Raw genomic sequence first — 23,163 nt, 5'->3', positions numbered from 1 at the left:
TCCTGGTTGACCTCGTGGATGCGGTTGCCGAAGTGATCTTCGATCAGCCGCAGCAGCGAGATGCGCGGCTGGATGTCGGCGCGCAGGTCGGAATGTGCCGGATCGGCATAGATCAGCGTGCACGCCACCGGCGTGTCCTGGTCGCCCAGCGTTTTGATGGAATTGATGTGCAGCCACGGCTGGCCGGGCTCGGCGCCCAGGGTCTCGGCCAGCCGTTTGGTGAGCTTGACCGTGCGCACGTCCTGCACCAGCAGCGCGGCGTTGCGCGCGTACTGCAACAGGTCCGGAAACTGCGAGATGCGCTGCGTGAAGCGGGTGCTGGCGTGGGCGGTCTCGACGCGCGTGCCCACCCCCGGGCGGCGCGACACCATGCCGGCCACCGTCAGCATGCGGATGGCCTCGCGGATGGTGTGGCGGCTGGCGCCGAACTGGTCGCACAGCTCGTGTTCGGTCGGCAGCAGGGTCATGACCGGATAGCGGCCGGCGCCGATGTCCTGCGCCAGCTGCTGATAGATGCTCTTGTAGCGCGGGCCGCCGGCATCGCCGTCCGGCGCCGCGGCCTGGCCACGCGCTTCGCGCGCGCCGCCCGCGGCCGGCGCGCGTTCGGAGGATCGGGTCATGGGGTGGCTCCTTTTTTCGTTCTATCGGGGTTTGTACGGACAATAACCGATTGACAGCGCCCGCCTTGCGGATCCATTATTTGTCCGGACATTCATGTACGGACAAATTGTACGGCGGACATGAGGTCGCGGGGCAAGCGGGGCCGTGTTTTTTTCGCAGCGGCGGGTCCTCCCCCGGATTCATGCAGCACCGGCAGTTCTTGCAGTTCTCTTCCAATAACGGGGGTTTTCATGGGCAAGGTACTCGCAGTCCTGACGGCGGCCACAATGGCCGTCGGTGTGTGCGCCAACGCGCAGGCGCAGCAGAAGTTGGTGGTGGCCGGCTACGGCGGCTCGTTCGAAGACATCATGCGCAAGGACATCTTCCCGCCCTTCGCCAAGCAGCACGGCGTCGAGCTGGATTACGTGGCCGGCAACTCCACCAACACGGTGGCGCGCCTGCAGGCGCAGAAAAGCAACCAGCAGATCGACGTCGCCATCATCGACGACGGCCCGATGTACCAGGCCATCGCGCTGGGCTTCTGCGCGCCGATCCAGGGCCTGCCGGCCGACGACATCTACGGCACCGCGCGCTACAAGGACGACAAGGCCGTGGCCATCGGCATCGTCGCCACCGGCATCATGTACAACAAGAAGGTCTTCGACGAGCGCAAGTGGGCCGCGCCCACCTCGTGGAAGGACCTGAAGGATCCCAAGTACAAGAAGCAGCTGGTGGTGCCGCCGCTGAACAACACCTACGGCCTGCACGCGCTGGTCGAGTACGCCCGCGAGGGCGGCGGCGGCGAGAAGAAGATCGACGCCGGCTTCAAGACTTTCAAGGACGAGGTCGGCCCCAACGTGCTGGTGTACGAGCCGTCGCCGGGCAAGATGACCGAGCTGTTCTCCAGCGGCCAGGCCACCATCGCGGTGTGGGGCAGTGGCCGCGTCAAGGCCTTCGCCGACACCGGCTTCCCGGTGGGTTTCGTCTATCCGCAGGAAGGCGCCTACGCGCTGCTGTCGTCGGTGTGTCCGGTGGCCAAGGCCAACGCCAATCCGCTGGCGCAGGCCTTCGTCAATTACCTGGTCAGCCCGAAGGTGCAGGAGCAGCTGGCCACCGCCTATGGCTATGGCCCGGTCAACAAGCAGGCCAAGGTGGCCGACGATCCGCGCGTGCCGCTGCCGATCGGCAAGCGCGCCGCCGACCTGATCGTGATCGACTGGGACACGGTCAACCAGAACCGGGACGACTGGAACAAGCGCTGGACGCGCGAAATCGAGCGTTGAGGTTCGTGCACCAGCACGCAACGGCGGCGCGGGCGCGCCGCCAGCGGGAGCATCCATGAGTTATCTCGTATTGAACCGCCTTTCCAAGCGCTACGGCGACCTGACGGCGGTCGAGGACCTGAGCCTGTCGGTCGAACGCGGCGAGTTCATCTCGCTGCTGGGGCCGTCCGGCTGCGGCAAGACCACCACCTTGCAGATGATCGCCGGGTTCGTCGAGCCCAGCGGCGGCAGCATCGTGCTGGACGGCAAGGACGTCAGCCGCACGCCGGCCAACAAGCGCGGGCTGGGCATGGTGTTCCAGAACTACGCGCTGTTCCCGCACATGACCGCGGCCGAGAACGTGTCGTTCGGCCTGGAGATGCAGCGGGTCGGCAAGGACGAGCGGCAGGCGCGGGTGGCCGAGGCGCTCAAGCTGGTGGGCCTGTCGCACCTGGCCGACCGCCACCCGGGGCGCATGTCGGGCGGCCAGCAGCAGCGCGTGGCGCTGGCGCGCGCGCTGGTGATCCGCCCCAGCGTGCTGCTGCTGGACGAGCCGTTGTCGAACCTGGACGCCAAGCTGCGCGAGGAAATGCAGCTGGAACTGCGCAGCATCCAGCGCACCGTCGGCACCACCACCATCCTGGTGACGCACGACCAGTCCGAAGCGCTGGCGCTGTCCGATCGCATCGTGGTGATGAACCAGGGGCGGGTCGAGCAGGTGGCCGAGCCGTTCGCCGCGTATGAGGGGCCGTCCAACCGCTTCGTTGGCGGCTTCCTGGGCAAGGCCAATGTGTTCACGCCTACGCCGCAGCCGTATGCGGGCGAGGTGCGCGCATGCGTCGGCGAGGCGCATATCCCGATGGACGGCCAGCCGGTGCCGCAAGGCGCGGTGATCGTGCGGCCCGAAAAGATCCTGTTCGCCGAGGCCGGCGCCTGTGCCCTGCCCGGCCGCATGAAGACGCGCGTGTTCCAGGGCAACCACTGGCTGTGCCAGGTCGAGACCTCGGTCGGCGAAGTCATGGTGATCCGCCAGAACGACGGCGTGCCGGTGCCTGCCGAGGGCGCGACGGTGCACCTGCGCTGGCGCGCGCAGGACATGTGCGCGGTGGCCGGCCAGGAGCCCGGAAAATGAGCGCGCGCGCCAACCCCTGGCTGCTGAGCGCGCCGGCGCTGGCGGTGTACGCCACCTTCCTGGTGGTGCCGATGGCGCTGGTCTTGCTCATCAGCTTCTTCGACTTCCAGTTCTATGGCGGCATGCGGGCCACCTTCACCTGGAAGAATTACATCGAGATTTTCAGCGACGGCTATTACTACGAGATCTACGCCCGCACCTTCGGCGTGGCGGCGCTGGTGACGCTGGCCTGCCTGGTGCTGGGCACGGCCGAGGCCTACGTGTTGTCGCGCATGGCCAATCCGTGGAAGGGCCTGTTCCTGATGGTGGTGCTGGGACCGCTGCTGATCTCGGTGGTGGTGCGCACGCTGGGCTGGGCGCTGCTGTTCGGGTCCACCGGCCTCATCAACAAGGCGCTGATCGGCATCGGCCTGATCGCGACGCCGATCGACCTGATGTACAGCAACCTGGGCGTGGGCATCGCGCTCACGCACGTGCTGGTGCCGTTCATGGTGATCTCGGTGTGGGCGTCGCTGCAGCGGATCAATCCGTCGACCGAGGCCGCCGCGCTGTCGCTGGGCGCCAGCCAGTTCACCGTGATCCGTCGCGTGATCGTGCCGCAGGTCATGCCGGGCATCCTGTCGGGCTCGATCATGGTGTTCGCGATGGCCGCCAGTTCCTTCGCCACGCCCGCCATCATCGGCGGCCGGCGCCTGAAGAACGTGGCCACCGCCGCCTACGACGAGTTCCTCAACACGCTGAACTGGCCGTTGGGCGCGGCGCTGGCGGTGGTGCTGCTGCTGGCGACGGTGGTGGTGCTGCTGTCGGCCAACCGGTTGATCGAGCGCCGCTATGGCGCGGTCTTCAATCCGTCGGGGGCCTGACATGAACTTCCGCAACGGCCCCATCGGCCTGCTGTTCCACACGCTCTTCATCCTTTTCATCCTGGCGCCCATCGTCATGGTGTGCGTGGTGGCGTTCACGTCCGAAGGCTTCATCTCGCTGCCCAGCGGCGGCCTGTCGCTGCGCTGGTTCCGCGCCATCCTGGACAACCCGCGCTTCATCGAGGCGTTCTGGTTCAGCCTGGGGCTGGGCACGCTGTCGGCGACGCTGGCGATCGGGCTGGCGGTGCCGAGCGCGCTGGCGCTGGCGCGCAACCGCTTCCGCGGCCGCGAGGCGCTGGTGGCGTTCTTCCTGTCGCCGCTGATGATTCCGCACGTGGTGCTGGGGCTGGCCTTCCTGAAGTTCTTCACCACGGTGGACCTGGCCGGCACTTACGTGGGGTTGGTGGTGGCGCACGTGATCCTGGTCATGCCGTACGCGCTGCGGCTGGTGCTGGCCTCGGCCACCGGCATCGATCCGGCGCTGGAGCGCGCGGCGCAGTCGCTGGGCGCGTCCCACTGGACCGCATTCCGGCGGGTGGTGCTGCCGCTGCTGCTGCCGGGCGTGGTCAGCGGCTGGGTGATCGCCTTCATCACCAGCTTCGACGAGCTGACCATGTCGATCTTCATCGCCTCGCCGTCCACCACCACGCTGCCGGTGCGCATCTTCCTGCACATCGAGGACACCATCGACCCGCTGGTGACGGCGGTGTCGGCCGTGCTGATCTACGTGACCATCATCGCCATCTTCATCCTGGACCGCCTGGTCGGCCTGGAAAAGCTGTTTGTCGGAAAGGGACGCTAATGACGGAAGCAACACAACATGCGCCGCGCGCGCCGGCGCATCGCGGCGTCTACGACGCCGTGGTGATCGGCGGCGGCCTGGTCGGCTCGGCCGTGGCCTACGGGCTGCGGCGCGAACTGGACCACGTCGCGGTATTGGACGAAGGCGACGTGGCCTATCGGGCCTCGCGCGGCAATTTCGGGCTGGTCTGGGTGCAGAGCAAGGGCATGGGCCTGCCGCGCTACGGCGTCTGGACCATGACCTCGGCCGGCGCCTGGCCGCAGCTGGCGGCCGAGCTGCGCGACGAGACCGGGGTGGACGTGCACCTGGAGCAGCGCGGCGGCCTGCACGCGCTCCTGAGCGACGAGGAAATGGAAGCGCGCGCCACCTTCATGCGCACGCTGCTGGCGCAGCCCGGCATGGCGCAGTACGACTGGAAAATGCTGGACCGCCACGAGCTCGCCGACATGGTGCCCGGCATCGGTCCCGAGGTGCGCGGCGCCACCTGGACGCCGGTGGACGGCATCGCCAATCCGCTCAAGCTGCTGCGCGCGCTGCACATGAGTTTTGCACAGCGGGCTGTGGATTACCTGCCGCGCTGTCCGGCGCAGCAGATCCGGCAGCGCGACGGCGTGTTCGAGGTGACCACGCCCACCGGCACGGTGCGCGGGCGCAAGCTGGTGCTGGCCAGCGGCCTGTCGAACAAGGCGCTGGGCGAGCAGGTCGGCCTGGCGGTGCCGGTGCGGCCGCAGCGCGGCCAGATCGTGGTGCTGGAGCGCACCCGCCGCCTGCTGGAAACGCCGCTGTCGACGCTGCGCCAGACCGACGAAGGCACCTGGCTGATCGGCGATTCGCAGGAAGAGGCCGGCTATGTGGACAACCAGGTGGGCCTGCCGATCCTGGGCACGCTGGCCGACCGCGCCGTGCGCACCCTGCCCGCCTTGCGCGAGGTGCGGGTGGTGCGCAGCTGGGCGGCGCTGCGCGTGATGTCCAGGGACGGTTTCCCCATCTATCAACAATCCGAGACGTGCCCCGGCGCCTTCGTCGCCACCTGTCACAGCGGCGTCACCCTGGCCGCCGCGCACGCGCTCAAACTGGCGCCCATGATCGTCGCCGGCCAATTGGCCGACGACATGGCGCCCTTCTCGACCCGGAGGTTCCATGTTCAAGAGGCTTGACGAGGCGCAGCGCCAGGCGCAGGGCGCGCCGGTGCGGGTGACGGTCAATGGCGCCGAACTGCAATGCCGCGCCGGCGACAGCGTGGCCGCGGCGCTGTTCGCCGGCGGCGTGCAGGCCTGTCGCGATACCGCGGTGGCCGAGGTGCCGCGCGGACCCTATTGCATGATGGGCGTGTGCTATGACTGCCTGGTCACGATCGACGGCCAGGCCAACCAGCAGGGCTGCATGACGGCCGTGCGCGATGGCATGAAGATCGAGCGCCAGCTGGGCGCGCGCAAGGTGCAGGCATGATCGAGACGACGCAATGCGATTTGCTGGTGGTGGGCGCCGGTCCCGCCGGGTTGGCCGCCGCCACCACGGCCGCGCAACTGGGTGTGGATACGGTGCTGCTGGATGAACAGGCGGCGCCGGGCGGACAGATCTACCGCGCCATCACCACCACGCCGGTCACCGACCGCGCGGTGCTGGGGCCGGACTACTGGCACGGCGCTTCGCTGGTCGAGCCGTTCCGGCAGTCGGGTGCGCGCTACCTGCCGGGCGCGACCGTGTGGGCGGTGGCCGAACGCACCGCGCCCGAGCCGCGGCGCGGTTTCGAGGTGGCGTATTCGGTCGCGGGCGAGGCGCGCATCCTGCATGCGCGGCGCCTGCTGCTGGCCACCGGCGCGCAGGAGCGGCCGTTCCCGGTTCCGGGCTGGACGCTGCCCGGCGTCATCACCGCCGGCGCGGCGCAGATCCTGCTGAAGTCGGCGGGCGTGGTGCCGGCCGACCGCACCGTGCTGGCCGGCAGCGGCCCGCTGCTGTACCTGGTGGCCTGGCAATATCTGAACGCCGGCATCAAGGTCGACGCGCTGCTCGAAACCACGCCGCCCGGCCGCCTGCGCCAGGCCTTGCCGAAGGTGTGGGACTTCCTGCGCTCGCCCTATCTGGGCAAGGGGCTGTCGTTGCTGCGCGCGGTCAAGGCGGCGATACCCATCGTCAAGGGCGTGACGGCGCTGGAGGCATTGGGCCAGGACAAGCTCGAAAGCGTGCGCTACACCAACGCGGCGGGAGACACCAAGACCCTGCCGGCGCAGCAGTTGATGCTGCACCAGGGTGTGGTGCCCAACGTCAACCTGTCGCGCGCCATCGGCGCCGAGCATCGCTGGAATGCGGCGCTGGATTGCTGGGAGCCGGACGTGGATGACTGGGGCCTGACCTCGGTGGACGGCGTCGGCATGGCGGGCGACGGCGCCGGCATCGCTGGCGCGCTGGCGGCCGAGCAGCGTGGTCGGCTGGCGGCGCTGCAGGCGGCGCACCTGCTGGGCCGCATCGATGCGGCGCGGCGCGACAGCGAAGCCGCCGCGCCGCGCGCCGCGCTGGCGCGGGCGGTGCGCGGACGCGCGTTCTTCGATGTCCTGTACAAGGCGCCCGAGAACTTCCGCCGCCCCACCGGCGACACCATCGTCTGCCGCTGCGAGGAAGTGACCGCCGCGCAGGTGCGTGACACCGTCAAGCTCGGTTGCAGCGGCCCGAACCAGATGAAGGCCTTCCTGCGCTGCGGCATGGGGCCGTGCCAGGGCCGCTTCTGTGGCCTGACGGTCTCGGAGATCATCGCCGAGGAACGCGGCGTGCCGGTGCCGGAGGTGGGCTATTACCGCCTGCGCTTCCCGACCAAGCCGCTGACGCTGGGCGAGCTGGCGTCGCTGCCGCAGACCGATGAGTCGCGCCAGGCGGTGGTGCGCCTGAAGAAATAGGAGGCCGCCATGACGGACGCTTCCCGCTCGGCCGCCGTCATCATCATCGGCGGCGGCCTGCACGGCAGTTCGGCGGCGCTGCACCTGGCGCGCGCCGGCGTGCCGGCGCTGGTGATCGAGAAGAACTACGTCGGCCGCCATGCCTCGGGCGTGAACGCCGGCGGCGTGCGCACGCTGGCGCGGCACCTGGCCGAAGTGCCGCTGGCGCTGGCCTCGCGCGAGCTCTGGTACCGCATCGGCGAACTGGTCGACGACGACTGCGGCTTCGAGCAGCACGGGCAGGTGCGCGTGGCCGAGAACGAGGCCGACGTGGCGACATTGCGCGCGCGCCTGGCCACCATGCAACAGCACGGCTACACGCACGAGCAATGGATCGACCGCGAAGAATTGCTAGGGATGATTCCCGCGCTGACGCCGACGGTAGAGGGCGGCCTGATCGCGCGCGAGGACGCGGCCGCCGACCCCTACCGCACCACGCTGGCGTTCCGCCGCAAGGCCGCCAGCCTGGGCGCGCGCTTCCTGGAAGGCGTGCGGGTGCTGCGCAGCGCGCATGAAAATGGCCAGCGGCGGGTCGAGACCGACGCCGGCGTCTACACCGCGCCGCAGGTGCTCAATTGCGCCGGCGCCTGGGCCGACCGCATCGCGGCCGAATGGGGCGAGCCGGTGCCGCTGACCGCCATCAGTCCGATGATGCTGGTGACGCTGCGCATGGATCACTTCCTGGACGCGGTGGTGCTGGGCACCGGCCGGCCGCTGTCGTTCAAGCAGCGCGCCAACGGCACCGTGCTGATTGGCGGCGGCCGCCGCGCCTGGGTCGATCGCGACGCGGAATGGACCGAGCTGGACTTCCATTCGCTGGCCGAGGGCGCGCGCACCGTCTGCGACCTGTTTCCGCACATGCGGCAAGCGATCGTGAACCGCGGCTGGGCCGGCATCGAAGCCGCCATGCCCGACGAGATCCCGGTGATCGGCCGCAGCCAGCGTTACGACAGCGCCTTCCACGCCTTCGGCTTCTCGGCCCACGGCTTCGAACTGGGCCCGATCGTCGGCCGTATCATGGCCGATCTGATCACCACCGGCGCGACCGATCTGCCGATCGCGCCGTTCGCCATCGATCGTTTCACCGGCGCCGCGGGCGCGCCGGCTTCCCCCTCAAAGGAGCAGCACCCATGAATGACATCGTGCGCAAGGATTCCAACGAGCGCCTGAGCCGCATCGTGATTCACGGCGATACCGTGTACGTGGCGGGCGTGACCTCGTCGGCCGATGGCGGCATCGTCGCGCAGACGCGCGACGCGCTGGCCAAGATCGACGGCTATCTGGCGCGGGCCGATTCGGACAAGACCCGGCTGCTGTCGGTGCAGATCTGGCTCAAGGACATCGAACGCGATTTCGCCGGCATGAACCAGGTCTGGGCCGAATGGGCGCCGGCCAACGCATTGCCGACGCGCGCGACCTGCGAGGCCAGGCTGGCCTCGCCCGATCTGCTGGTGGAGATCATCGTCACGGCCGCCAGGCGGCCGGGCTATGTCGGCGGGCCGGCATCGGAAGCCTGATCCCGGCCGCGCCGGAGCGCGCAATCAGCGGGCCGGCGTCTGGAAGCTGACCTGGCCCGGACGGCCCGGCAGGTTGAGGGTCGCAGTGGCCGGCGGCGTGGTCGCCACCACCTGCCCGGCGCGCAGCACCATCAGGCGCGTGGCGCGCAGGCGCAGCGCCTCGACCGGGTCGCGCGCCTGCAGCAGCACCATATCGGCGCGCTTGCCGACTTCCAGGCCGGTCTCGTCCAGGCCCAGGATTTTCGCCGGCGTGGCCGTGACGGCCTGGAAACAGGCGCGCATGGCGTCCTGCCCGGTCATCTGCGCCACGTGCAGGCCCATGTGCGCCACTTCCAGCATGTCGCCCGAACCCAGGCTGTACCAGGGGTCCATCACGCAGTCGTGGCCGAACGCCACCGGCACGCCGGCGGCCAGCAGTTCGGGCACGCGCGTCATGCCGCGGCGCTTGGGATAGGTGTCGTGGCGGCCCTGCAGCGTGATGTTGATGAGCGGGTTGGCGATGGCCGACACGCCGGCCTCGCGCATCAGCGGGATCAGCTTGGACACGTAGTAGTTGTCCATCGAGTGCATCGAGGTCAGGTGCGAACCCGTGACGCGGCCCTGCAGGCCCAGGCGTTGCGTGTGATAGGCCAGCGTCTCGATGTGGCGCGACAGCGGGTCGTCGCTTTCGTCGCAGTGCATGTCCACGCGCAGGCCGCGCTCGGCGGCCAGTTCGCACAGGATGCGCACCGATTCGGCGCCGTCCTGCATGGTGCGCTCGAAGTGCGGAATGCCGCCGACCACGTCCACGCCCATGTCCAGCGCGCGCTTCAGGTTGTCGAGCGCGCCCGGCGCGCGCAGCACGCCGTCCTGCGGGAAGGCCACCAGTTGCAGGTCCAGGTACGGCTTGACCTGCTCGCGCACGTGCAGCAGCGCTTCCACCGCCAGCAGGCGCGGGTCGCACACGTCGACGTGCGAGCGGATCGCCAGCAGGCCGCGCGCCACCGCCCAGTCGCAATAGGCCAGCGCGCGCTCGACCAGCGCCTCCTGCGTCAGCAGCGGCTTCAGTTCGCCCCACAGCGCGATGCCTTCGAGCAGCGTGCCCGACTGGTTCACGCGCGGCAGGCCGAACGACAGGGTCGAGTCCATGTGGAAGTGGGCGTCGACGAACGGCGGCGCCACCAGCTGGCCGGCGGCGTCGAGGGTCTGCGCGGCCTCGGCTTTCAGCGCCGGTTCGAGCGCGACGATGCGGCCCTGGGCCACGCCGATGTCGATGTGCTGGCGGCCATCCGGCAGCGTGCAGTTCTTGAGGATCAGATCGAGCATAGTCAAACCTTGTGGATTACCGTTCGCCCTTGCGGTAGGGCTTCATCAGGGCCTGCGGGTAGGCGGCGCGGCGCGCCATCACCACCAGGGCCAGAATGGACAGAATATAGGGCAGCATCAGGTAGACCTGATAGGGCAGCTCGGGCAGGCCGGGCAGCGCCGCCCCGCCCTGCTGCAGCCGCAGCTGCAGCGCGTCGAAGAAGGCGAAGATCAACGCGCCCAGCAGCGCCTTGCCGGGCCGCCACGAGGCGAACACCACCAGCGCCACGCAGACCCAGCCGCGGCCGTTGACCATGTTGAAGAAGAAGGCGTTGAAGGCCGCCAGCGTCAGGAAGCTGCCGGCCACGCCCATCAGCGCCGAGCCGGCGACGATGGCGCCCATGCGCAGTCTCGTCACCGACAGGCCCTGGCCCTCGGCGGCGGCGGGGTTCTCGCCCACCATGCGGATCGCCAGGCCCACCGGAGTGCGGTTCAGCACCCACGCCAGGATCGGCACCGCGGCCAGCGCCAGCAGCGTCATCGGCGTCTGCCCGGCCAGCACCGGGCCGATCAGCGGAATGCCGTCCAGGAACTTCATCTCGGCGAACGGCGTGATCGTCGGCGGCGTGTTCACGCTGGGGAAGGTGACGCGGTAGGCGAAATAGCTCAGGCTGGTGGCCAGCAGCGTCACCCCCAGGCCCGAGACGTGCTGCGACAGGCCCAGCGGCACCGTCAGCACCGCGTGCAGCAGGCCGAACACGGCGCCCGCCAGCGCGGCCGCCAGCACGCCCACGTACAGCGGCGCGCCCAGGTACACCACCAGCCAGCCGGTGAAGGCGCCGGCGGCCATGATGCCCTCGATGCCCAGGTTCAACACGCCGGCGCGCTCGCACAGCAGCACGCCCAGCGTGCCCAGGATCAGCGGCGTCGCCAGCCGCAACACCGCGACCCAGAAGGCCGCGGAACTCAACAGGTCCATCCATTCCATGGCGTGCTCCTCAAGCCCGGTTGCGGCGCAGGCGGTACTGCGCGAATAGCGTCGCGACCAGCATGGCGAGCAACGAGGTGGCGACGATGACGTCGGCGATGTAGTTCGGCACCGCGATGGCGCGGCTCATGCTGTCCGCGCCCACCAGCATGCCGGCCACGAAGATGCTGGCCAGGATCACGCCCAGCGGATGCAGGCCGGCCAGCATGGCCACCACCACGCCGGTGTAGCCGTAGCCCGGCGACATGTCGAGCGTGACGTAGCCGGTGCGGCCGGCCACCTCGATGGCGCCGGCCAGTCCGGCCAGCGCGCCCGACAGCATGGCCGTGCCCAGCATCACGCGGTTGACCGGCAGGCCCAGGAAGCGCGAGGCGTGCGCGTTGGCGCCGACCGCGCGCATCTGGAAGCCGAACACCGTGTAGCGGTTCAGCAGCCACAGACCCAGCGCCAGGCCGGCGGCCCACAGCAGGCCGGTGTGGGCGCGGGTGCGCTCGATCAGCTTGCCCAGCTCCAGGTCGGGGTTGAGCGCCACCGATTGCGGCCAGCCCATCGCCATCGGGTCCTTCATGGGGCCGTCCAGCATCATCGAGACGAACAGCAGCACGATGAAGTTGCCCAGCAGCGTGGTCACCACCTCGTCCACGCCCAGGCGCGTCTTGAGCAGCGCCGGGATCAGCAGCAGCAAAGCGCCGGCCAGCGCCGCCGCCAGCATCATGCCGCCGAACAGCGCCGGCAGGGGCAGGTCGAAGCCGGTGCCGTCATGCAGGCCGCCCACCGCCACGGCGGCCAGCGCGCCCAGGTACAGCTGGCCCTCGGCGCCGATGTTGTAGAAGCGCGCGCGAAAGGCCACGGCGCAGGCCAGGCCGGTCAGCATCAGCGGTGTGGCGCGCGTCAGGGTCTCGGACAGCGCGAACTTGGAGCCGAACGCGCCTTCGAACAGCAGCGCGTAGGTGCGGCCCACCGGCGCGCCGGCCCAGGCCACCAACAGCGTGCAGACCGCCAGCGTAAAGAGGATGGCCGCGATCGGGGCCAGGGCCAGCGCGGCGCGGCTGGGCTCGGGGCGGCGTTCCAGGATCAGTTTCATTCGAGAAATGCTCAGTAGAGGGGGGCGCGGCGTCAGGCGCGCGTGCCCGTCATGGCCAGCCCGACGGTGGCGGGCGTCCATTGCGCGACCGGCTTGTCGGCGACCAGCTTGCCGCCGCACAGCACCGCGATGCGGTCGGCCAGCGCGAAGATCTCTTCCAGGTCTTCCGACACCAGCAGGATGCCGGCGCCGCGCCGGCGCGCGGCCAGCAGCTGTTCGCGCACGTAGGCCACCGCGCCGATGTCCAGGCCCCAGGTGGGCTGGTCGGCGACGATGAAGCGCGGTTCGCGCGCCAGGGTGCGGCCCAGGATCAGCTTCTGCATGTTGCCGCCCGACAGGCTGCGGGTGCGCACGTCGAGCGAGGCGGCGCGCACGTCGAACTGCTTGGCCAGCGCCGCCGCATAGGCGCGGCCGGCCTTGGCGCGGATCAGCCCGAAGCGCGAGAAGCGCGGGTCCTTCAGGTCTTCGACGATGGCGTTTTCCCACAGCGGGCTGTCGCCGATCATGCCTTCGCCGTGGCGGTCCTCGGGAATGCGGCCCACGTGGGCGGCGGTCCAGCCGGCCGGCGTGGTGGGCGCGGCGGCGTGTTCGGGGCCCAGGCGGATGGTGCCGTCGGCGGGCTGGCGCAGGCCGGTCAGCACCGACACCAGCGCCTGCTGGCCGTTGCCGGCGACGCCGGCGATGGCCACGATCTCATGCTTGTGCACCACCAGGTCCAGGCTGTCCAGGCGCGGCGCGCCGCCGCGCTGGTCGCGCACGGTGACCTGCGACAGCGTCACCACCGGCGCGGCCTGGCCGGCCGCCGCCATGGCTTCGGCGTGCGGCATGGCGACCTTGCGGCCCACCATCAGCTCGGCCAGCTCGGCCGGCGTGGTGGCGGCGGTCTCGCGCTCGGCCACCAGCTTGCCCTGGCGCAGCACCGCGACGCGGCGCGACACGGCCATGACCTCGTCCAGCTTGTGCGAAATGAAGATGACGGCCAGGCCCTCGTCGACGAAGCCGCGCAGCGTGGCGAACAGGTCCTGCACTTCCTGCGGCGTGAGGACGGCGGTGGGCTCGTCCAGGATCAGCACCTTGGCGCCGCGGTACAGCGCCTTGAGGATCTCGACGCGCTGCTTCTCGCCGACCGACAGGCTGCCGACGCGCGCGTCCGGATCCACGCCCAGGCCGAAGCGCTGGCCCAGCTCGACCAGGCGGCGGCGCGCCTGGCCGCGGCCCGAGGCCAGCTTCCACAGCGACTCGGTGCCGACCATGATGTTGTCCAGCACGGTCAGGTTGTCGGCCAGCGTGAAGTGCTGGTGCACCATGCCGACCCCCGCCGCCAGCGCGGCGTCGGGCCGGCCCGGCGGCAGCGGCTGGCCGAAGACTTCGATACTGCCGGCGTCGGCCACGTAGTGGCCGAACAGGATCGACACCAGGGTCGATTTGCCGGCGCCGTTCTCGCCCAGCAGGGCCAGCACTTCGCCTTGCGCCAGCGTCAGCGAGACATCGTCATTGGCCGTCAGGCTGCCGAAGCGTTTGGTGATCCCTGCCAGCCGCAGGGCGAGAGGCGCTTGATTCATCGTGCCGACGACTTGGGTTCTTTGTCGTTGACCTGCACGCTGAAGCTGCCATCCAGGATGGCCTTCTGCTTGGCCTGCACCTTGGCGATGAGGTCGGCGGGGATCTTGCTCTCGAAGGTGCCCAGCGGCGCCAGCGACGAACCCTTGTGCTTCATCAGCGAGTACTGGCCGAAGTCGGCGGCCTTGAAGGTGCCGGCCTTGACCTGCTTGAGCGCCTCGTCGATGGTCGGCTCCATGCTCCACAGCGCCGAGGCCACCACGGTCTCGGGGTACTGCGGCTGGGTGTCGATGACGTTGCCGATGGCCAGCTTGCCGCGTTCCTTGGCGGCGTCCGACACGCCGAAGCGCTCGGCGTACAGCACGTCCGCGCCCTTGTCGATCATGGCGAAGGCGGCTTCCTTGGCCTTCGGGGGATCGAACCAGGAACCGATGAAGGTCACGGTGAATTCGGTCTTGGGGTTGATTTCCTTGGCGCCCTCGATGAAGGCCTGCATCAGGCGGTTCACTTCGGGGATGGGGTAGCCGCCCACCAGGCCGATCTTGCCGGTCTTGCTCATGCCGGCGGCGATCATGCCGGTCAGGTAGGCCGGTTCCTGGATGTAGTTGTCGAACAGCGAGAAGTTGGGCTGCTGCGGTTTGCCCGACGAACCCATCAGGAAGGCGGTCTGCGGGTAGTCCTTGGCCACCTTGCGGGCGGCGGCCTCGACCGCGAAGGCCTCGCCCACCACCAGCTTGTTGCCCTGCTCGGCGTACTGGCGCATGACGCGCTCGTAGTCGGCGTTGGTGACGTTTTCCGAGAACGTGTATTCGATTTCACCCCGGTCGCGCGCGGCGGTCAGCGCCTTGTGGATGCGCGACACCCATTGCTGTTCCACCGGCACCGTGTAGATGGCGGCAACCTTGGTCTTGGCGGGCGCCTGGGCCTGGGCGCCGGCCGACAGCAGCAGCGCGCCGGCAGCGGCGGCGGCCAGCTTCAGCAGGCCGCGGCGGGCGATGCCGCCGGCGGCCGGGAGGGAAAAGGATTTCATGCGGAAGTCTCCTTCGCGAGGATGGATGGGGAATGGGCGGGATGGCGGCGATGTCCGGGCGTCGCGGTGCGGCACGCGTGGGCGGGCGGGAACGAGGGCGTGGGATCGGTCATCGGATGGGGGAGCGCCGGGGCGGCGCGCCCCATCCGAATGGGCGGGTTCGCAGCCAGTCCTGGCGAAGCAAGTTGTATGCCATGGGGCATTCCCGCGGCAAGTCGGGGGAATCCTGATGGCCGGGCGGGATTATAGGCACCCTGGCGGGGAAACGTGGCACCAACATGGTGCGCACCGTCGCGGTGCGTGGACACTTTTCGTCGTGGAACAGCTTGTTGCGGCGCGCAAAGGCCCGCCGGGCGGCCATCGGCGCGGGCGCGGGCCTAAAATCTCGCCAATGACGCCGCGCCCGTGCGCGGCAAGCCGGAACCCACCATGCAAGACATTCAATTGCTGCTCGAGCAGTACGGCGGCTGGCTCGTCTTCGCCAACGTGCTGGTCGAGCAGGCGGGCCTGCCCGTGCCCGCCTATCCCATGCTGATCGCCGCCGGCGCCCTGGCCGGCGCGGGCGGCTGGCTGGCGCCATGGCTGGCCGCCACCCTCGCCTGCCTGCTGGCCGACTCGCTCTGGTACGCCGCCGGACAGCGCTACGGCTCGCGCCTGCTGGGCGTGATCTGCAGGATGTCGCTGTCGCAGGACTCCTGCATCCGCCAGACCCAGCGCCTGTACCTGCGCATCGGCGTGCGCGCCCTGCTGGTGTGCAAGTTCCTGCCCGGCGCCGGCGCCCTGTCCACGGTGATGGCGGGCCTGACCGGCACGCCGTACCGCCGCTTCCTGGCGTACGACCTGGCGGGCGCCATGATCTGGGCCGGTTCGGCCCTGCTGCTGGGCGGCCTGTTCCACAGCGTGGTCAACGACGTGCTGGACGTGCTGGGCACCTACGGCCCGATGGGGTTGGCCCTGCTGGCGGCGGTGCTGGCGCTGTACATCATTGCCCGCGCCCTGCGGCGCTGGGTCCTCAAGCGCCACCTGCGCGTGATTCCGCGGCTGTCGGTCGACGAGCTGATGCAGTGGCGCCAGGATGGCCGCCAGGCGCTGGTGTTCGACGTGCGGCCCGAGGCGGTGCGCGAGGAAGACCGCATTCCCGGCGCCATCGCCGTCGACCTGCGCGCCCCGCTGCCGGCCCTGGAGGCCGGCGCCGAGGCCGCCGACATCGTGGTCTATTGCGCCTGCCCCAACGAGGTCTCGGCCGCCATGCTGGCCGCGCGCCTGCGCGCCGCCGGCTATCCCAACACCTGGGCCCTGCGCGGCGGCTACGAGGCCTGGGCGCGGCATATCCACCCGGCCTGAGCGCATAATGTTCCCATCGGCCCGCGCCTCTGACGGGCCAGGGAGACAGGCATGAAGTTGTTGTTCTTGGGCGCCGGCGGTACCGGCGGCTATTTCGGCGGCCGCGCCGCCCAGGCGGGCGCCGACGTGACGTTCCTGGTGCGCGAAGCCCGCGCCGCGCGCCTGCGCGAGCAAGGCCTGCGCATCGAAAGCCCGTTCGGCGACGTCACCCTGCAGCCGCAGCTGGCCACCGCCGACACGCTCAAGGGCTTCTACGACGTGGTGGTGCTCAGCTGCAAGGCCTACGACCTGCAGAGCGCCATCGACGCCATCCGCCCGGCCGTCGGTCCCGACACCGCGGTGCTGCCGATCATGAACGGCGTGCTGCAATACGACGTGCTGGACCGCGAATTCGAGCCGCACCGGGTGCTGGGCGGCCTGTGCCAGATCAACGCCACGCTCGGCGCCGAAGGCCAGGTGGTGCACCTGGGCAAGCACGCCAGCATCGTCTTCGGCGAGCGCGCCGGCCCGGCCCGCAGCGCCCGCTGCGTGGCGCTGGCCGAGGCCCTGGCGGGCGGCGAATACGTCAGCCGCCTGAGCGAGGACATCCACCAGGACATCTGGGAAAAATACGTGTTCCTGACGACCCTGGCCGCCGCCACCTGCCTGATGCGCGGCACCGTCGGCCAGATCGTGTCGACCGACGACGGCGCCGACATCGTGCGCGGCCTGCTGCGCGAATCGCAGGCGGTCGCCGCCGCCAGCGGCCATGCCGTGCGGCCCGATGCCGACGCCGCCGCGCTCAAGATCCTGACCGACCCGTCCCAGCCCATGACCGCGTCGATGTTCCGCGACCTGCGCCAGGGCCTGCCGGTCGAGGCCGACCACATCGTTGGCGACATGGTGCGGCGCGCCCGCACGCTGGGCGTGGATGCCACCACCCTGCGCACGGCGTACACCCACCTGCAGGTCTACCAGGCGCAACGCGCCGCGGCCTGAGGCCGAAGGGACGGGAACCCCGATTGGTGCATGGATTGCAAAAAACTCTTCCATCCCCGTGGGTTCCTGGATCCGGCCGGGCCGAATAGTATGGCTTTGCCTGAGCCCGGGCAGGAAAGGACCGCAACTCGCGGCCCCCGCCCGGCGCCCACCCTTCAAGGAGCAAGACCATGAAAATCGCTTTGATCGGAATTACCGGCCGCGTGGGTTCCCGCGTGGCGGACGAACTGCTCAAGCGCGGCCACCAGGTGACCGGCATCGCCCGCAACCTGGGCGACGTCAATCCCCAGCCCGGCCTGACCATCGCGCAGGGCGACGCCACCGATCCGCACGGCCTGACGCCGCTGCTCAAGGGCCACGATGCCGTGGTCAGCGCCTCGCGCTTCGTGTCGGCCGACGCCAAGCCGCTGCTGGCCGCCGTGAAGGACGCCGGCGTGCCGCGCCTGCTGGTGGTCGGCGGCGCCGGCAGCCTGGAAGTGGCGCCCGGCAAGCTGCTGATCGACACCCCCGAATTCCCCGACGCCTACAAGCCGGAAGCGCGCGGCGGCGTGGTGTTCCTGGACGCGCTGCGCCAGGAGAAGGCCCTAAATTGGACGTTCCTGTCGCCTTCCGCGCTGTTCGAGCCGGGCGAGCGCACCGGCAAGTTCCGGATCGGCGACGACACCCTGCTGGTCGATGAGGCCGGCAAGAGCTGGATCTCGATGGAAGACTACGCCATCGCCCTGGCCGACGAAATCGAGGCGCCCAAGCATTCGCGCCGCCGCTTCACGGTCGGCTACTGATCCCGGGCAGGCGGCGCCGCGCGCGCGGTGTTGTTTGCACGCGATACCCGACCGGCACGGCCCCCTGCCCGCTCAGGGGGCCGTCCGCTTTTCGGGCAAGGCCGCACTGGCGGCAGGGTCGATTCGGCCGGTTTTGTTTGTAAACTGGCAGGCCGCCAAACCGGCGCACGACCCGAGTAGTCAGTATGAGCATGAAGTTGAAATCGTTGGCCCTGTGTTTGCTGCTGGCCGCCAGCTGTCTGGCCCCGGTCCAGGCCGCCGCGCCGCAGTCGAACAAGGACATCGTGGTGGCGTTCTTCCGCATGATGTTCCAGGACCGCGAGATCGACGAGGCGGTGCGCCTGTATGTCGCCAAGAACAACTACACCCAGCACAACCCCTACATGCGCGACGGCGTCGAGCCGATGGTGGATTTCTTCCCCCATTATTTCGAGCAGCATCCGCAGGCCAGCGTCGACATCAAGCGTGTCATCGCCGAGGGCGACCTGGTGGTGATCCACAACCTGTGGCGCGAATCGCCCGAAGACCGCGGCCAGGCCGTGGTCGACATCTTCCGCGTCGAGAACGGCAAGATCGTCGAACACTGGGACGTGAGCCAGGAAATCCCTGAAAACCCCGCCAACAAGAACGGCATGTTCTGAACAGGCTGCCCATGTCCGCTATCGAACCCGTCGAGCTGTCCCGCGCCTATCTGCTGCTGAACCACGGCCCCACGGTGCTGGTCACCAGCGCCCACGGCGGCGAGCGCAACGTCATGGCCGCGGCCTGGGCCATGCCGCTGGATTTCAGCCCGCCCAAGATGCTGGTGGTGGTGGACAAGAACACCTACACCCGCGCGCTGATCGAGGCCTCTGGCGAATTCGCGCTGTGCATCCCGTCGCGCGCGCAGGCCCAGGCCACCCTGCAGGTCGGCTCGCACTCGGGGCGCGAGGAAGACAAGTTCCAGGCCAGCGGCCTGGCCACTTTCCCCGCCAGCAAGATCGGCGCGCCGCTGGTCGAGGGCTGCCTCGGCTGGCTCGAATGCAAGGTCGTGCCCGAGCCGCACAACCAGCAGGCCTACGACCTGTTCATCGGCGAGGTGGTGGCGGCCTGGTCCGCGCCCGATGTGTTCTCCGGCAACCGCTGGCACTTCGATGACTACGCGCGCCGCTCGGTGCACTACGTCGCGGGCGGGTCTTTCTTCGCCACCGGCGAAGCCTTCTCGGTTTCCGATCCGGAGTAACGCGCCATGCGCCGCGTCTACCTGGCCGGCTTCGACGTGTTCCTGCCCGACGCGGTGGCGCACGGCGCGCGGCTCAAGGCGCTGGCCGCCGCGCACGGTTTCGAGGGGCTGTATCCGCTGGACAACGTGGCGCCCGCCGGCCTGTCCGGCGCCGCGCTGGCGCAATGGATCTACCAGGCCAACGTGGCGATGATTCAGCGCGCCGACCTGGTGATGGCCAATCTCAACCCGTTCCGCGGCGCCGAGCCCGATTCCGGCACGGCCTTCGAGGTCGGCTATGCGATCGCCCTGGGCAAGCCGGTGTGGGGCTATACGGCGCAGGCCGGCAGCGTGCGCCAGCAGGTCGCCGTCGGCGTGGCCGCCGACGACCCGCAGCGCGCGGTGGATGCGCAGGGCTACACCGTCGAGGACTTCGGCCTGAATCTGAACCTGATGCTGGCGTGCAGCGCCCGCATCGTGGTGGGCGACGCCGCCGACTGCCTGGCGCGCATGGCGCGCGGCTAGCGCGCCGATACCGCGCCGTCAGCGCGAGCCCGTCATCTCGTGTCAGGCCGCGCCGGCCTTGCGGACCGCCGCGCGGGCCGGCCGGGCCTTGGCGGCAAGGGGCGGCATGCCCAGGTATCCCATCACCGCATCCACCACCGCCCGCTCCAGCTGCTGTGGGTTGAAGCCGGCCGGCGGTTCCAGCGCCGCCGCGTGCACCAGCGATTCCATGATGCGCAGCACCACGTAGGTCGCCAGTTCGCGGTCCTGCTGCGCGATCTCGTCGCGATGCAGTTCCAGCAGGTGGCGCATGCGCCGGTGGATGTCCTGGTCGGCGCGGCTGTGTTCGCGCGGCTGGTCGAACAGCGGGAATTCGCGTTCCAGCACGCGGTGCAGCGCCGGCTCCAGCAGGTGCGCGTGCATCGACGCGGCCACGATGGCCGCGACTCGCTCGCGCAGCGTGGCCGCGGGATTGCCGTCCAGCACCTCGTCGATCAGCGCCAGCATCTGCTGGTCGTGGCGGTCGTGCAGCGCCGCGATCAGCGCGTTCTTGTTGGGGAAGTACTGATACAGCGAACCGACGCTGACGCCGGCTGTCTCGGCGATCCGGTTGGTGTTGGTGCCGGCGTAGCCGTGCTCGGCCAGAACGCGAGCTGTCGCCTGCAAGATGGTGTCCACGGTCTGTTGCGAACGTTGCTGGCGTGGCGATTTACGGGGCTGCGGGATGGATGTCATGGAGTTCGGGGAAAGCGAGTTTCAAACCTGAGCACCGGCTCATAAAATTTCGATACGCAACTGGAATCGCGTCGAGCACCGGCCGATTATGCCATCGTCGATTACGGCGAGCCGGCCACACGGTGCCGTTTCTCCCCTTTCAAGGAATCCTCATGTCGAATGCATCGACGGCCGCGGCGCTGCCCGCGGCCGGCGGGACCGCGCGTCCCGTCTTCATGCAGATATTGCCCCTGGCGCTGGCGGTCTTCGTCGGCTTCTTCATGGTCGGCCTGCCCATGCCGGTGCTGCCGCTGTACGTCGACGGCGTGCTGGCGCAGGGCGCGCTGGTGGTGGGCATCGTCGCCGGCCTGCAGTTCGCGGCGGCGCTGCTGTCACGCGCCTGGTCGGGCGCGCTGGCCGATCGCCGCGGCGCCAAGCGCGCCGTGGTCACCGGCTTCCTGCTGGGCTCGGTGGCCGGCCTGCTCTACCTGCTGGCCGACGACCTCGCACAGCTGCAGCCGCGCGCGGCGCTGGCCGCGCTGATGGCCGGCCGCGCCCTCATGGGCTGCGCCGAAAGCCTGATCGTCACCGGCGCGCTCAGCTGGGGTGTGGGCCGCGTCGGGCCGCAGAACGTGGGCCGCGTGATGGCCTGGATCGGCGTGGCGATCTACGCCGCCTTCGGGCTGGGCGCGCCCGCCGGCATGCAGCTGTACGGTGCGACCGGTTTCGCCGGCATCGCCTGGGCCACGGTCTTCATCCCCGTGCTGGCGTTGGCGCTGGTGCTGCCGCAGCGCGGCGTGCCGCCGGCAGGCGGCGTGCGCACGCCCTTCTATCGCGTGCTGGGCCTGGTGATGCTGCCGGGCCTGGGCCTGGCGCTGACCAGCGTCGGCTTTGGCGTCATCACCGCCTTCATCACCTTGTTGTTCGCCCAGCGCGGCTGGGACGGCGCGGCGTGGATGTTCAGCCTGTTCGGCGTCGGCTTCATCGTGGCGCGGCTGTTCTTCGCCGGGCTGCCCGACAAGCTGGGCGGCGCGCGCGTGGCGCTGGCGTGCGTGCTGATCGAGGCCGCCGGCCAATGGCTGATCTGGATGGGCCCGACGCCGGCGTGGGCGTTTGCCGGCGCGCTGTTGAGCGGCGCGGGCTATTCGCTGGCGTTCCCGGCCTTCGGCGTGGAGGCGGTGCGGCGCGTGCCGCCGGCCAGCCGCGGCGCGGCCATGGGGGCGTATGTGGCGTTCCTGGACGTGGCGCTGGGCATCGCCAGCCCCGCGGCCGGCTGGTTGGCCGGCATGCAGGGCTACGGCGCGGTCTATGCCTTGGGCGGCGCGTGCGCGCTGGGCGCGGTGTTCGTGGCGATGGCGCTGCGGGGCCGGGCGGCCGCCGCGTAAGGCCGCGGCATTGCGCCGGCCCGGGCTGCGGCCCAGGGCTGGCGTATCGATTGACGATCAAGGCGCCCGCTGACGCGGGCGCCTTTTTACGTTCAGACGGTGGCGGCCATTTCCAGCACTTCGTCGTCGACCGGCTGGGCCTGGCCGTCGCGCAGCTGCTGCAGGTGGTCGGCCAGTTCGGCGATGGTCAGGGCGACCAGGCCGTGCTGGGCGGCGTAGCGTTCGAGCGCGGCGCCGCGCATCATGGTGCCGTCGGCGTTCATCAGTTCGCACAGCACGCCGGCGGGACGCAGGCCGGCCAGCGTGGCCAGGTCGACCGAGCCTTCGGTATGGCCGCGGCGGGTCAGCACGCCGCCGGCCTGGGCCCGCAGCGGGAAGACGTGGCCGGGGCTGACGATGTCGTCGGCCTGGGCGGTGGGCGAGATGGCGGCGCGGATGGTGGTGACGCGGTCCACGGCCGACACGCCGGTGCTGACGCCTTCGCGCGCCTCGATCGAGACGGTGAAGGCGGTGGCGAAGCGGCTCTGGTTGCGCTGGACCATGGGGGCCAGTTCGAGACGGTCGAGGGCTTCGCCGGGCAGGCACAGGCAGACGATGCCGCTGCCGTCGCGGATCAACTGGGCCATGACGGGCACGGTCAGCTTGTCGGCGGCGACGATGAGGTCGGCTTCGTTTTCACGGTCGAAGTCATCCATGAGGATGACGGGGCGGCCCAGGCGCAGGTGATGCAGGGCGCGTTGCAGGCGCGCGGCAAAGGGCTGGGCGGCCAGGCTGGGGAGGGACTGCGGGGTAAGGGTAACGTTGGACATTGAAACGCTCTCGCGAAAAAAAGGGGGCGAAAAACGTTTCAGGGCTCATCGACAGCCGAACGCGAACCGGCTGTCCAGGCGCTTGGGCCCGGACAGGGGGGTCTTGTGACGGCACATCTTCTCTCATCCGGACTGTGACCGTCGGCTCTGGCATCTCACCAGATCTGCTGACCCCGGTGTCCTCCGTGAAGGACGCCGGGCGCTCGCGGGCTCGCCAAATTGCTTGGCATACCGCCGGTGGGGAATTTCGCCCCGCCCTGAAGACGTACTGCTTGTTTGTCGTGTTAACGACCGTTGGGATTTTACGCTTGTCTGGGGAATGGTGCGGAATATGCTTATTGGGGGTGGGGTTTTGGGGGTGTGGGGGTGGGGTTCTTGAGACGCCGGGGGTGGC

The 23,163-nt window shown here is 69.7% G+C and carries 24 protein-coding genes and 1 riboswitch; of the genes, 16 read left to right on the top strand and 8 right to left on the bottom strand.

Going from position 1 to position 23,163, the window contains the following annotated elements; translation table 11 throughout:
* Window positions 1–620 (bottom strand): GntR family transcriptional regulator (locus AOZ49_RS29350; protein WP_054479393.1); only part of this gene is annotated, 620 nt, incomplete at its 3' end.
* 231 nt (window positions 621–851) lie between these two features.
* On the opposite strand from AOZ49_RS29350, the gene AOZ49_RS29345 reads away from it, so the two are divergent.
* From AOZ49_RS29345 to AOZ49_RS29305, 9 genes are read left to right on the top strand one after another with little or no spacing between them, the layout of a single operon-like run.
* Window positions 852–1,883 (top strand): ABC transporter substrate-binding protein, encoded by a 1,032-nt coding sequence (locus tag AOZ49_RS29345; RefSeq protein WP_054431069.1) that lies wholly within the window; start codon window positions 852–854, stop codon window positions 1,881–1,883.
* Window positions 1,884–1,938: 55 nt separating this feature from the next.
* Window positions 1,939–2,994, top strand: coding sequence for an ABC transporter ATP-binding protein (locus AOZ49_RS29340; RefSeq protein WP_054479391.1), 1,056 nt, complete (start codon window positions 1,939–1,941; stop codon window positions 2,992–2,994).
* Window positions 2,991–3,857: an ABC transporter permease gene (locus tag AOZ49_RS29335; protein WP_054479389.1), complete on the top strand. Its 867-nt coding sequence runs from the start codon at window positions 2,991–2,993 to the stop codon at window positions 3,855–3,857. The genes AOZ49_RS29340 and AOZ49_RS29335 overlap by 4 nt, the downstream gene beginning before the upstream one ends.
* A 1-nt stretch (window position 3,858) precedes the next feature.
* Window positions 3,859–4,659, top strand: a complete 801-nt coding sequence (locus tag AOZ49_RS29330) for an ABC transporter permease (protein WP_054479386.1) — start codon at window positions 3,859–3,861, stop codon at window positions 4,657–4,659.
* Window positions 4,659–5,816 carry an NAD(P)/FAD-dependent oxidoreductase gene (locus AOZ49_RS29325; protein WP_054479384.1) on the top strand — a complete coding sequence of 386 codons (1,158 nt, stop codon included), beginning with the start codon at window positions 4,659–4,661 and terminating at the stop codon, window positions 5,814–5,816. Before AOZ49_RS29330 ends, AOZ49_RS29325 begins: the two co-directional genes overlap by 1 nt.
* Entirely contained in the window at window positions 5,800–6,108 is a 309-nt protein-coding gene (locus AOZ49_RS29320) for a (2Fe-2S)-binding protein (protein WP_054431074.1), read from the top strand. The genes AOZ49_RS29325 and AOZ49_RS29320 overlap by 17 nt, the downstream gene beginning before the upstream one ends.
* A complete protein-coding gene (locus AOZ49_RS29315) occupies window positions 6,105–7,550 on the top strand; it encodes an FAD/NAD(P)-dependent oxidoreductase (RefSeq protein ID WP_054479382.1) in 1,446 nt (481 codons plus the stop codon). The genes AOZ49_RS29320 and AOZ49_RS29315 overlap by 4 nt, the downstream gene beginning before the upstream one ends.
* 9 nt (window positions 7,551–7,559) lie before the next feature.
* Window positions 7,560–8,723, top strand: coding sequence for an NAD(P)/FAD-dependent oxidoreductase (locus tag AOZ49_RS29310; protein WP_054479380.1), 1,164 nt, complete (start codon window positions 7,560–7,562; stop codon window positions 8,721–8,723).
* Window positions 8,720–9,106: a RidA family protein gene (locus AOZ49_RS29305; protein WP_054431077.1), complete on the top strand. Its 387-nt coding sequence runs from the start codon at window positions 8,720–8,722 to the stop codon at window positions 9,104–9,106. Before AOZ49_RS29310 ends, AOZ49_RS29305 begins: the two co-directional genes overlap by 4 nt.
* 24 nt (window positions 9,107–9,130) lie before the next feature.
* Here the strand turns inward: AOZ49_RS29305 and AOZ49_RS29300 are convergent, their stop codons facing one another.
* Genes AOZ49_RS29300 through AOZ49_RS29280 form a run of 5 tightly spaced genes read right to left on the bottom strand, consistent with a single transcriptional unit; the run spans window position 9,131 to window position 15,052 of the window.
* Entirely contained in the window at window positions 9,131–10,411 is a 1,281-nt protein-coding gene (locus tag AOZ49_RS29300) for an amidohydrolase family protein (RefSeq protein ID WP_054479378.1), read from the bottom strand.
* A gap of 16 nt (window positions 10,412–10,427) precedes the next feature.
* Window positions 10,428–11,378 (bottom strand): ABC transporter permease, encoded by a 951-nt coding sequence (locus AOZ49_RS29295; RefSeq protein ID WP_006389489.1) that lies wholly within the window; start codon window positions 11,376–11,378, stop codon window positions 10,428–10,430.
* A 10-nt stretch (window positions 11,379–11,388) separates the two neighbouring features.
* Entirely contained in the window at window positions 11,389–12,462 is a 1,074-nt protein-coding gene (locus tag AOZ49_RS29290) for an ABC transporter permease (RefSeq protein WP_006389488.1), read from the bottom strand.
* Window positions 12,463–12,494: 32 nt separating this feature from the next.
* Entirely contained in the window at window positions 12,495–14,024 is a 1,530-nt protein-coding gene (locus AOZ49_RS29285; RefSeq protein ID WP_054479376.1) for an ABC transporter ATP-binding protein, read from the bottom strand.
* Window positions 14,021–15,052 (bottom strand): BMP family protein, encoded by a 1,032-nt coding sequence (locus AOZ49_RS29280; RefSeq protein ID WP_054479374.1) that lies wholly within the window; start codon window positions 15,050–15,052, stop codon window positions 14,021–14,023. The genes AOZ49_RS29285 and AOZ49_RS29280 overlap by 4 nt, the downstream gene beginning before the upstream one ends.
* 429 nt (window positions 15,053–15,481) lie before the next feature.
* Here AOZ49_RS29280 and AOZ49_RS29275 point away from each other — a divergent pair, with 429 nt between their 5' ends.
* The 6 genes from AOZ49_RS29275 to AOZ49_RS29250 all read left to right on the top strand — a co-directional run bounded on the left by AOZ49_RS29275 (window position 15,482) and on the right by AOZ49_RS29250 (window position 19,882).
* Window positions 15,482–16,396, top strand: a complete 915-nt coding sequence (locus AOZ49_RS29275) for a rhodanese-like domain-containing protein (RefSeq protein ID WP_054431081.1) — start codon at window positions 15,482–15,484, stop codon at window positions 16,394–16,396.
* Between the two features lie 51 nt (window positions 16,397–16,447).
* A complete protein-coding gene (gene panE / locus AOZ49_RS29270; RefSeq protein ID WP_054431082.1) occupies window positions 16,448–17,374 on the top strand; it encodes a 2-dehydropantoate 2-reductase in 927 nt (308 codons plus the stop codon).
* 170 nt (window positions 17,375–17,544) lie between these two features.
* Window positions 17,545–18,156, top strand: coding sequence for an NAD(P)-dependent oxidoreductase (locus tag AOZ49_RS29265; protein ID WP_054479372.1), 612 nt, complete (start codon window positions 17,545–17,547; stop codon window positions 18,154–18,156).
* Between the two features lie 185 nt (window positions 18,157–18,341).
* Window positions 18,342–18,797: a nuclear transport factor 2 family protein gene (locus AOZ49_RS29260; protein WP_054431084.1), complete on the top strand. Its 456-nt coding sequence runs from the start codon at window positions 18,342–18,344 to the stop codon at window positions 18,795–18,797.
* Window positions 18,798–18,808: 11 nt separating this feature from the next.
* Window positions 18,809–19,378, top strand: coding sequence for a flavin reductase family protein (locus AOZ49_RS29255; RefSeq protein WP_054479370.1), 570 nt, complete (start codon window positions 18,809–18,811; stop codon window positions 19,376–19,378).
* A gap of 6 nt (window positions 19,379–19,384) precedes the next feature.
* The gene (locus tag AOZ49_RS29250) at window positions 19,385–19,882 is read left to right on the top strand and encodes a nucleoside 2-deoxyribosyltransferase (protein ID WP_054479369.1); all 498 of its coding nucleotides are present in this window, start codon (window positions 19,385–19,387) and stop codon (window positions 19,880–19,882) included.
* A gap of 42 nt (window positions 19,883–19,924) precedes the next feature.
* On the opposite strand, the gene AOZ49_RS29245 is transcribed toward AOZ49_RS29250, so the two are convergent.
* On the bottom strand, window positions 19,925–20,596 hold the full coding sequence (locus tag AOZ49_RS29245; protein WP_054479367.1) for a TetR/AcrR family transcriptional regulator: 672 nt from the start codon (window positions 20,594–20,596) through the stop codon (window positions 19,925–19,927).
* A 152-nt stretch (window positions 20,597–20,748) separates the two neighbouring features.
* On the opposite strand from AOZ49_RS29245, the gene AOZ49_RS29240 reads away from it, so the two are divergent.
* Window positions 20,749–21,960, top strand: coding sequence for an MFS transporter (locus AOZ49_RS29240; protein ID WP_054479365.1), 1,212 nt, complete (start codon window positions 20,749–20,751; stop codon window positions 21,958–21,960).
* Between the two features lie 92 nt (window positions 21,961–22,052).
* On the opposite strand, the gene ribB is transcribed toward AOZ49_RS29240, so the two are convergent.
* The gene (ribB, locus tag AOZ49_RS29235; protein WP_054479363.1) at window positions 22,053–22,769 is read right to left on the bottom strand and encodes a 3,4-dihydroxy-2-butanone-4-phosphate synthase; all 717 of its coding nucleotides are present in this window, start codon (window positions 22,767–22,769) and stop codon (window positions 22,053–22,055) included.
* 111 nt (window positions 22,770–22,880) lie between these two features.
* Window positions 22,881–23,038: riboswitch (FMN riboswitch) on the bottom strand.
* Window positions 23,039–23,163: the final 125 nt, after the last annotated feature.

This window comes from Achromobacter sp. 2789STDY5608615 (assembly GCF_001298995.1).
Taxonomy (GTDB): Bacteria; Pseudomonadota; Gammaproteobacteria; order Burkholderiales; family Burkholderiaceae_B; genus Achromobacter; species Achromobacter insuavis.
This window is presented reverse-complemented; position numbering and strand designations above follow the sequence as displayed.

What these genes read in the sequence shown, in the direction of transcription:
- AOZ49_RS29275 (WP_054431081.1), top strand. Translation starts at nt 15,482, where the DNA reads ATGCAAGACATTCAATTGCTGCTCGAGCAGTACGGCGGCTGGCTCGTC.
- AOZ49_RS29295 (WP_006389489.1), bottom strand. Translation starts at nt 11,378, where the DNA reads ATGGAATGGATGGACCTGTTGAGTTCCGCGGCCTTCTGGGTCGCGGTG.
- AOZ49_RS29265 (WP_054479372.1), top strand. Translation starts at nt 17,545, where the DNA reads ATGAAAATCGCTTTGATCGGAATTACCGGCCGCGTGGGTTCCCGCGTG.
- AOZ49_RS29280 (WP_054479374.1), bottom strand. Translation starts at nt 15,052, where the DNA reads ATGAAATCCTTTTCCCTCCCGGCCGCCGGCGGCATCGCCCGCCGCGGC.
- AOZ49_RS29320 (WP_054431074.1), top strand. Translation starts at nt 5,800, where the DNA reads ATGTTCAAGAGGCTTGACGAGGCGCAGCGCCAGGCGCAGGGCGCGCCG.
- AOZ49_RS29250 (WP_054479369.1), top strand. Translation starts at nt 19,385, where the DNA reads ATGCGCCGCGTCTACCTGGCCGGCTTCGACGTGTTCCTGCCCGACGCG.
- panE (WP_054431082.1), top strand. Translation starts at nt 16,448, where the DNA reads ATGAAGTTGTTGTTCTTGGGCGCCGGCGGTACCGGCGGCTATTTCGGC.
- AOZ49_RS29255 (WP_054479370.1), top strand. Translation starts at nt 18,809, where the DNA reads ATGTCCGCTATCGAACCCGTCGAGCTGTCCCGCGCCTATCTGCTGCTG.
- ribB (WP_054479363.1), bottom strand. Translation starts at nt 22,769, where the DNA reads ATGTCCAACGTTACCCTTACCCCGCAGTCCCTCCCCAGCCTGGCCGCC.
- AOZ49_RS29300 (WP_054479378.1), bottom strand. Translation starts at nt 10,411, where the DNA reads ATGCTCGATCTGATCCTCAAGAACTGCACGCTGCCGGATGGCCGCCAG.
- AOZ49_RS29310 (WP_054479380.1), top strand. Translation starts at nt 7,560, where the DNA reads ATGACGGACGCTTCCCGCTCGGCCGCCGTCATCATCATCGGCGGCGGC.
- AOZ49_RS29240 (WP_054479365.1), top strand. Translation starts at nt 20,749, where the DNA reads ATGTCGAATGCATCGACGGCCGCGGCGCTGCCCGCGGCCGGCGGGACC.
- AOZ49_RS29340 (WP_054479391.1), top strand. Translation starts at nt 1,939, where the DNA reads ATGAGTTATCTCGTATTGAACCGCCTTTCCAAGCGCTACGGCGACCTG.
- AOZ49_RS29305 (WP_054431077.1), top strand. Translation starts at nt 8,720, where the DNA reads ATGAATGACATCGTGCGCAAGGATTCCAACGAGCGCCTGAGCCGCATC.
- AOZ49_RS29290 (WP_006389488.1), bottom strand. Translation starts at nt 12,462, where the DNA reads ATGAAACTGATCCTGGAACGCCGCCCCGAGCCCAGCCGCGCCGCGCTG.
- AOZ49_RS29330 (WP_054479386.1), top strand. Translation starts at nt 3,859, where the DNA reads ATGAACTTCCGCAACGGCCCCATCGGCCTGCTGTTCCACACGCTCTTC.
- AOZ49_RS29325 (WP_054479384.1), top strand. Translation starts at nt 4,659, where the DNA reads ATGACGGAAGCAACACAACATGCGCCGCGCGCGCCGGCGCATCGCGGC.
- AOZ49_RS29260 (WP_054431084.1), top strand. Translation starts at nt 18,342, where the DNA reads ATGAGCATGAAGTTGAAATCGTTGGCCCTGTGTTTGCTGCTGGCCGCC.
- AOZ49_RS29335 (WP_054479389.1), top strand. Translation starts at nt 2,991, where the DNA reads ATGAGCGCGCGCGCCAACCCCTGGCTGCTGAGCGCGCCGGCGCTGGCG.
- AOZ49_RS29345 (WP_054431069.1), top strand. Translation starts at nt 852, where the DNA reads ATGGGCAAGGTACTCGCAGTCCTGACGGCGGCCACAATGGCCGTCGGT.
- AOZ49_RS29315 (WP_054479382.1), top strand. Translation starts at nt 6,105, where the DNA reads ATGATCGAGACGACGCAATGCGATTTGCTGGTGGTGGGCGCCGGTCCC.
- AOZ49_RS29285 (WP_054479376.1), bottom strand. Translation starts at nt 14,024, where the DNA reads ATGAATCAAGCGCCTCTCGCCCTGCGGCTGGCAGGGATCACCAAACGC.
- AOZ49_RS29245 (WP_054479367.1), bottom strand. Translation starts at nt 20,596, where the DNA reads ATGACATCCATCCCGCAGCCCCGTAAATCGCCACGCCAGCAACGTTCG.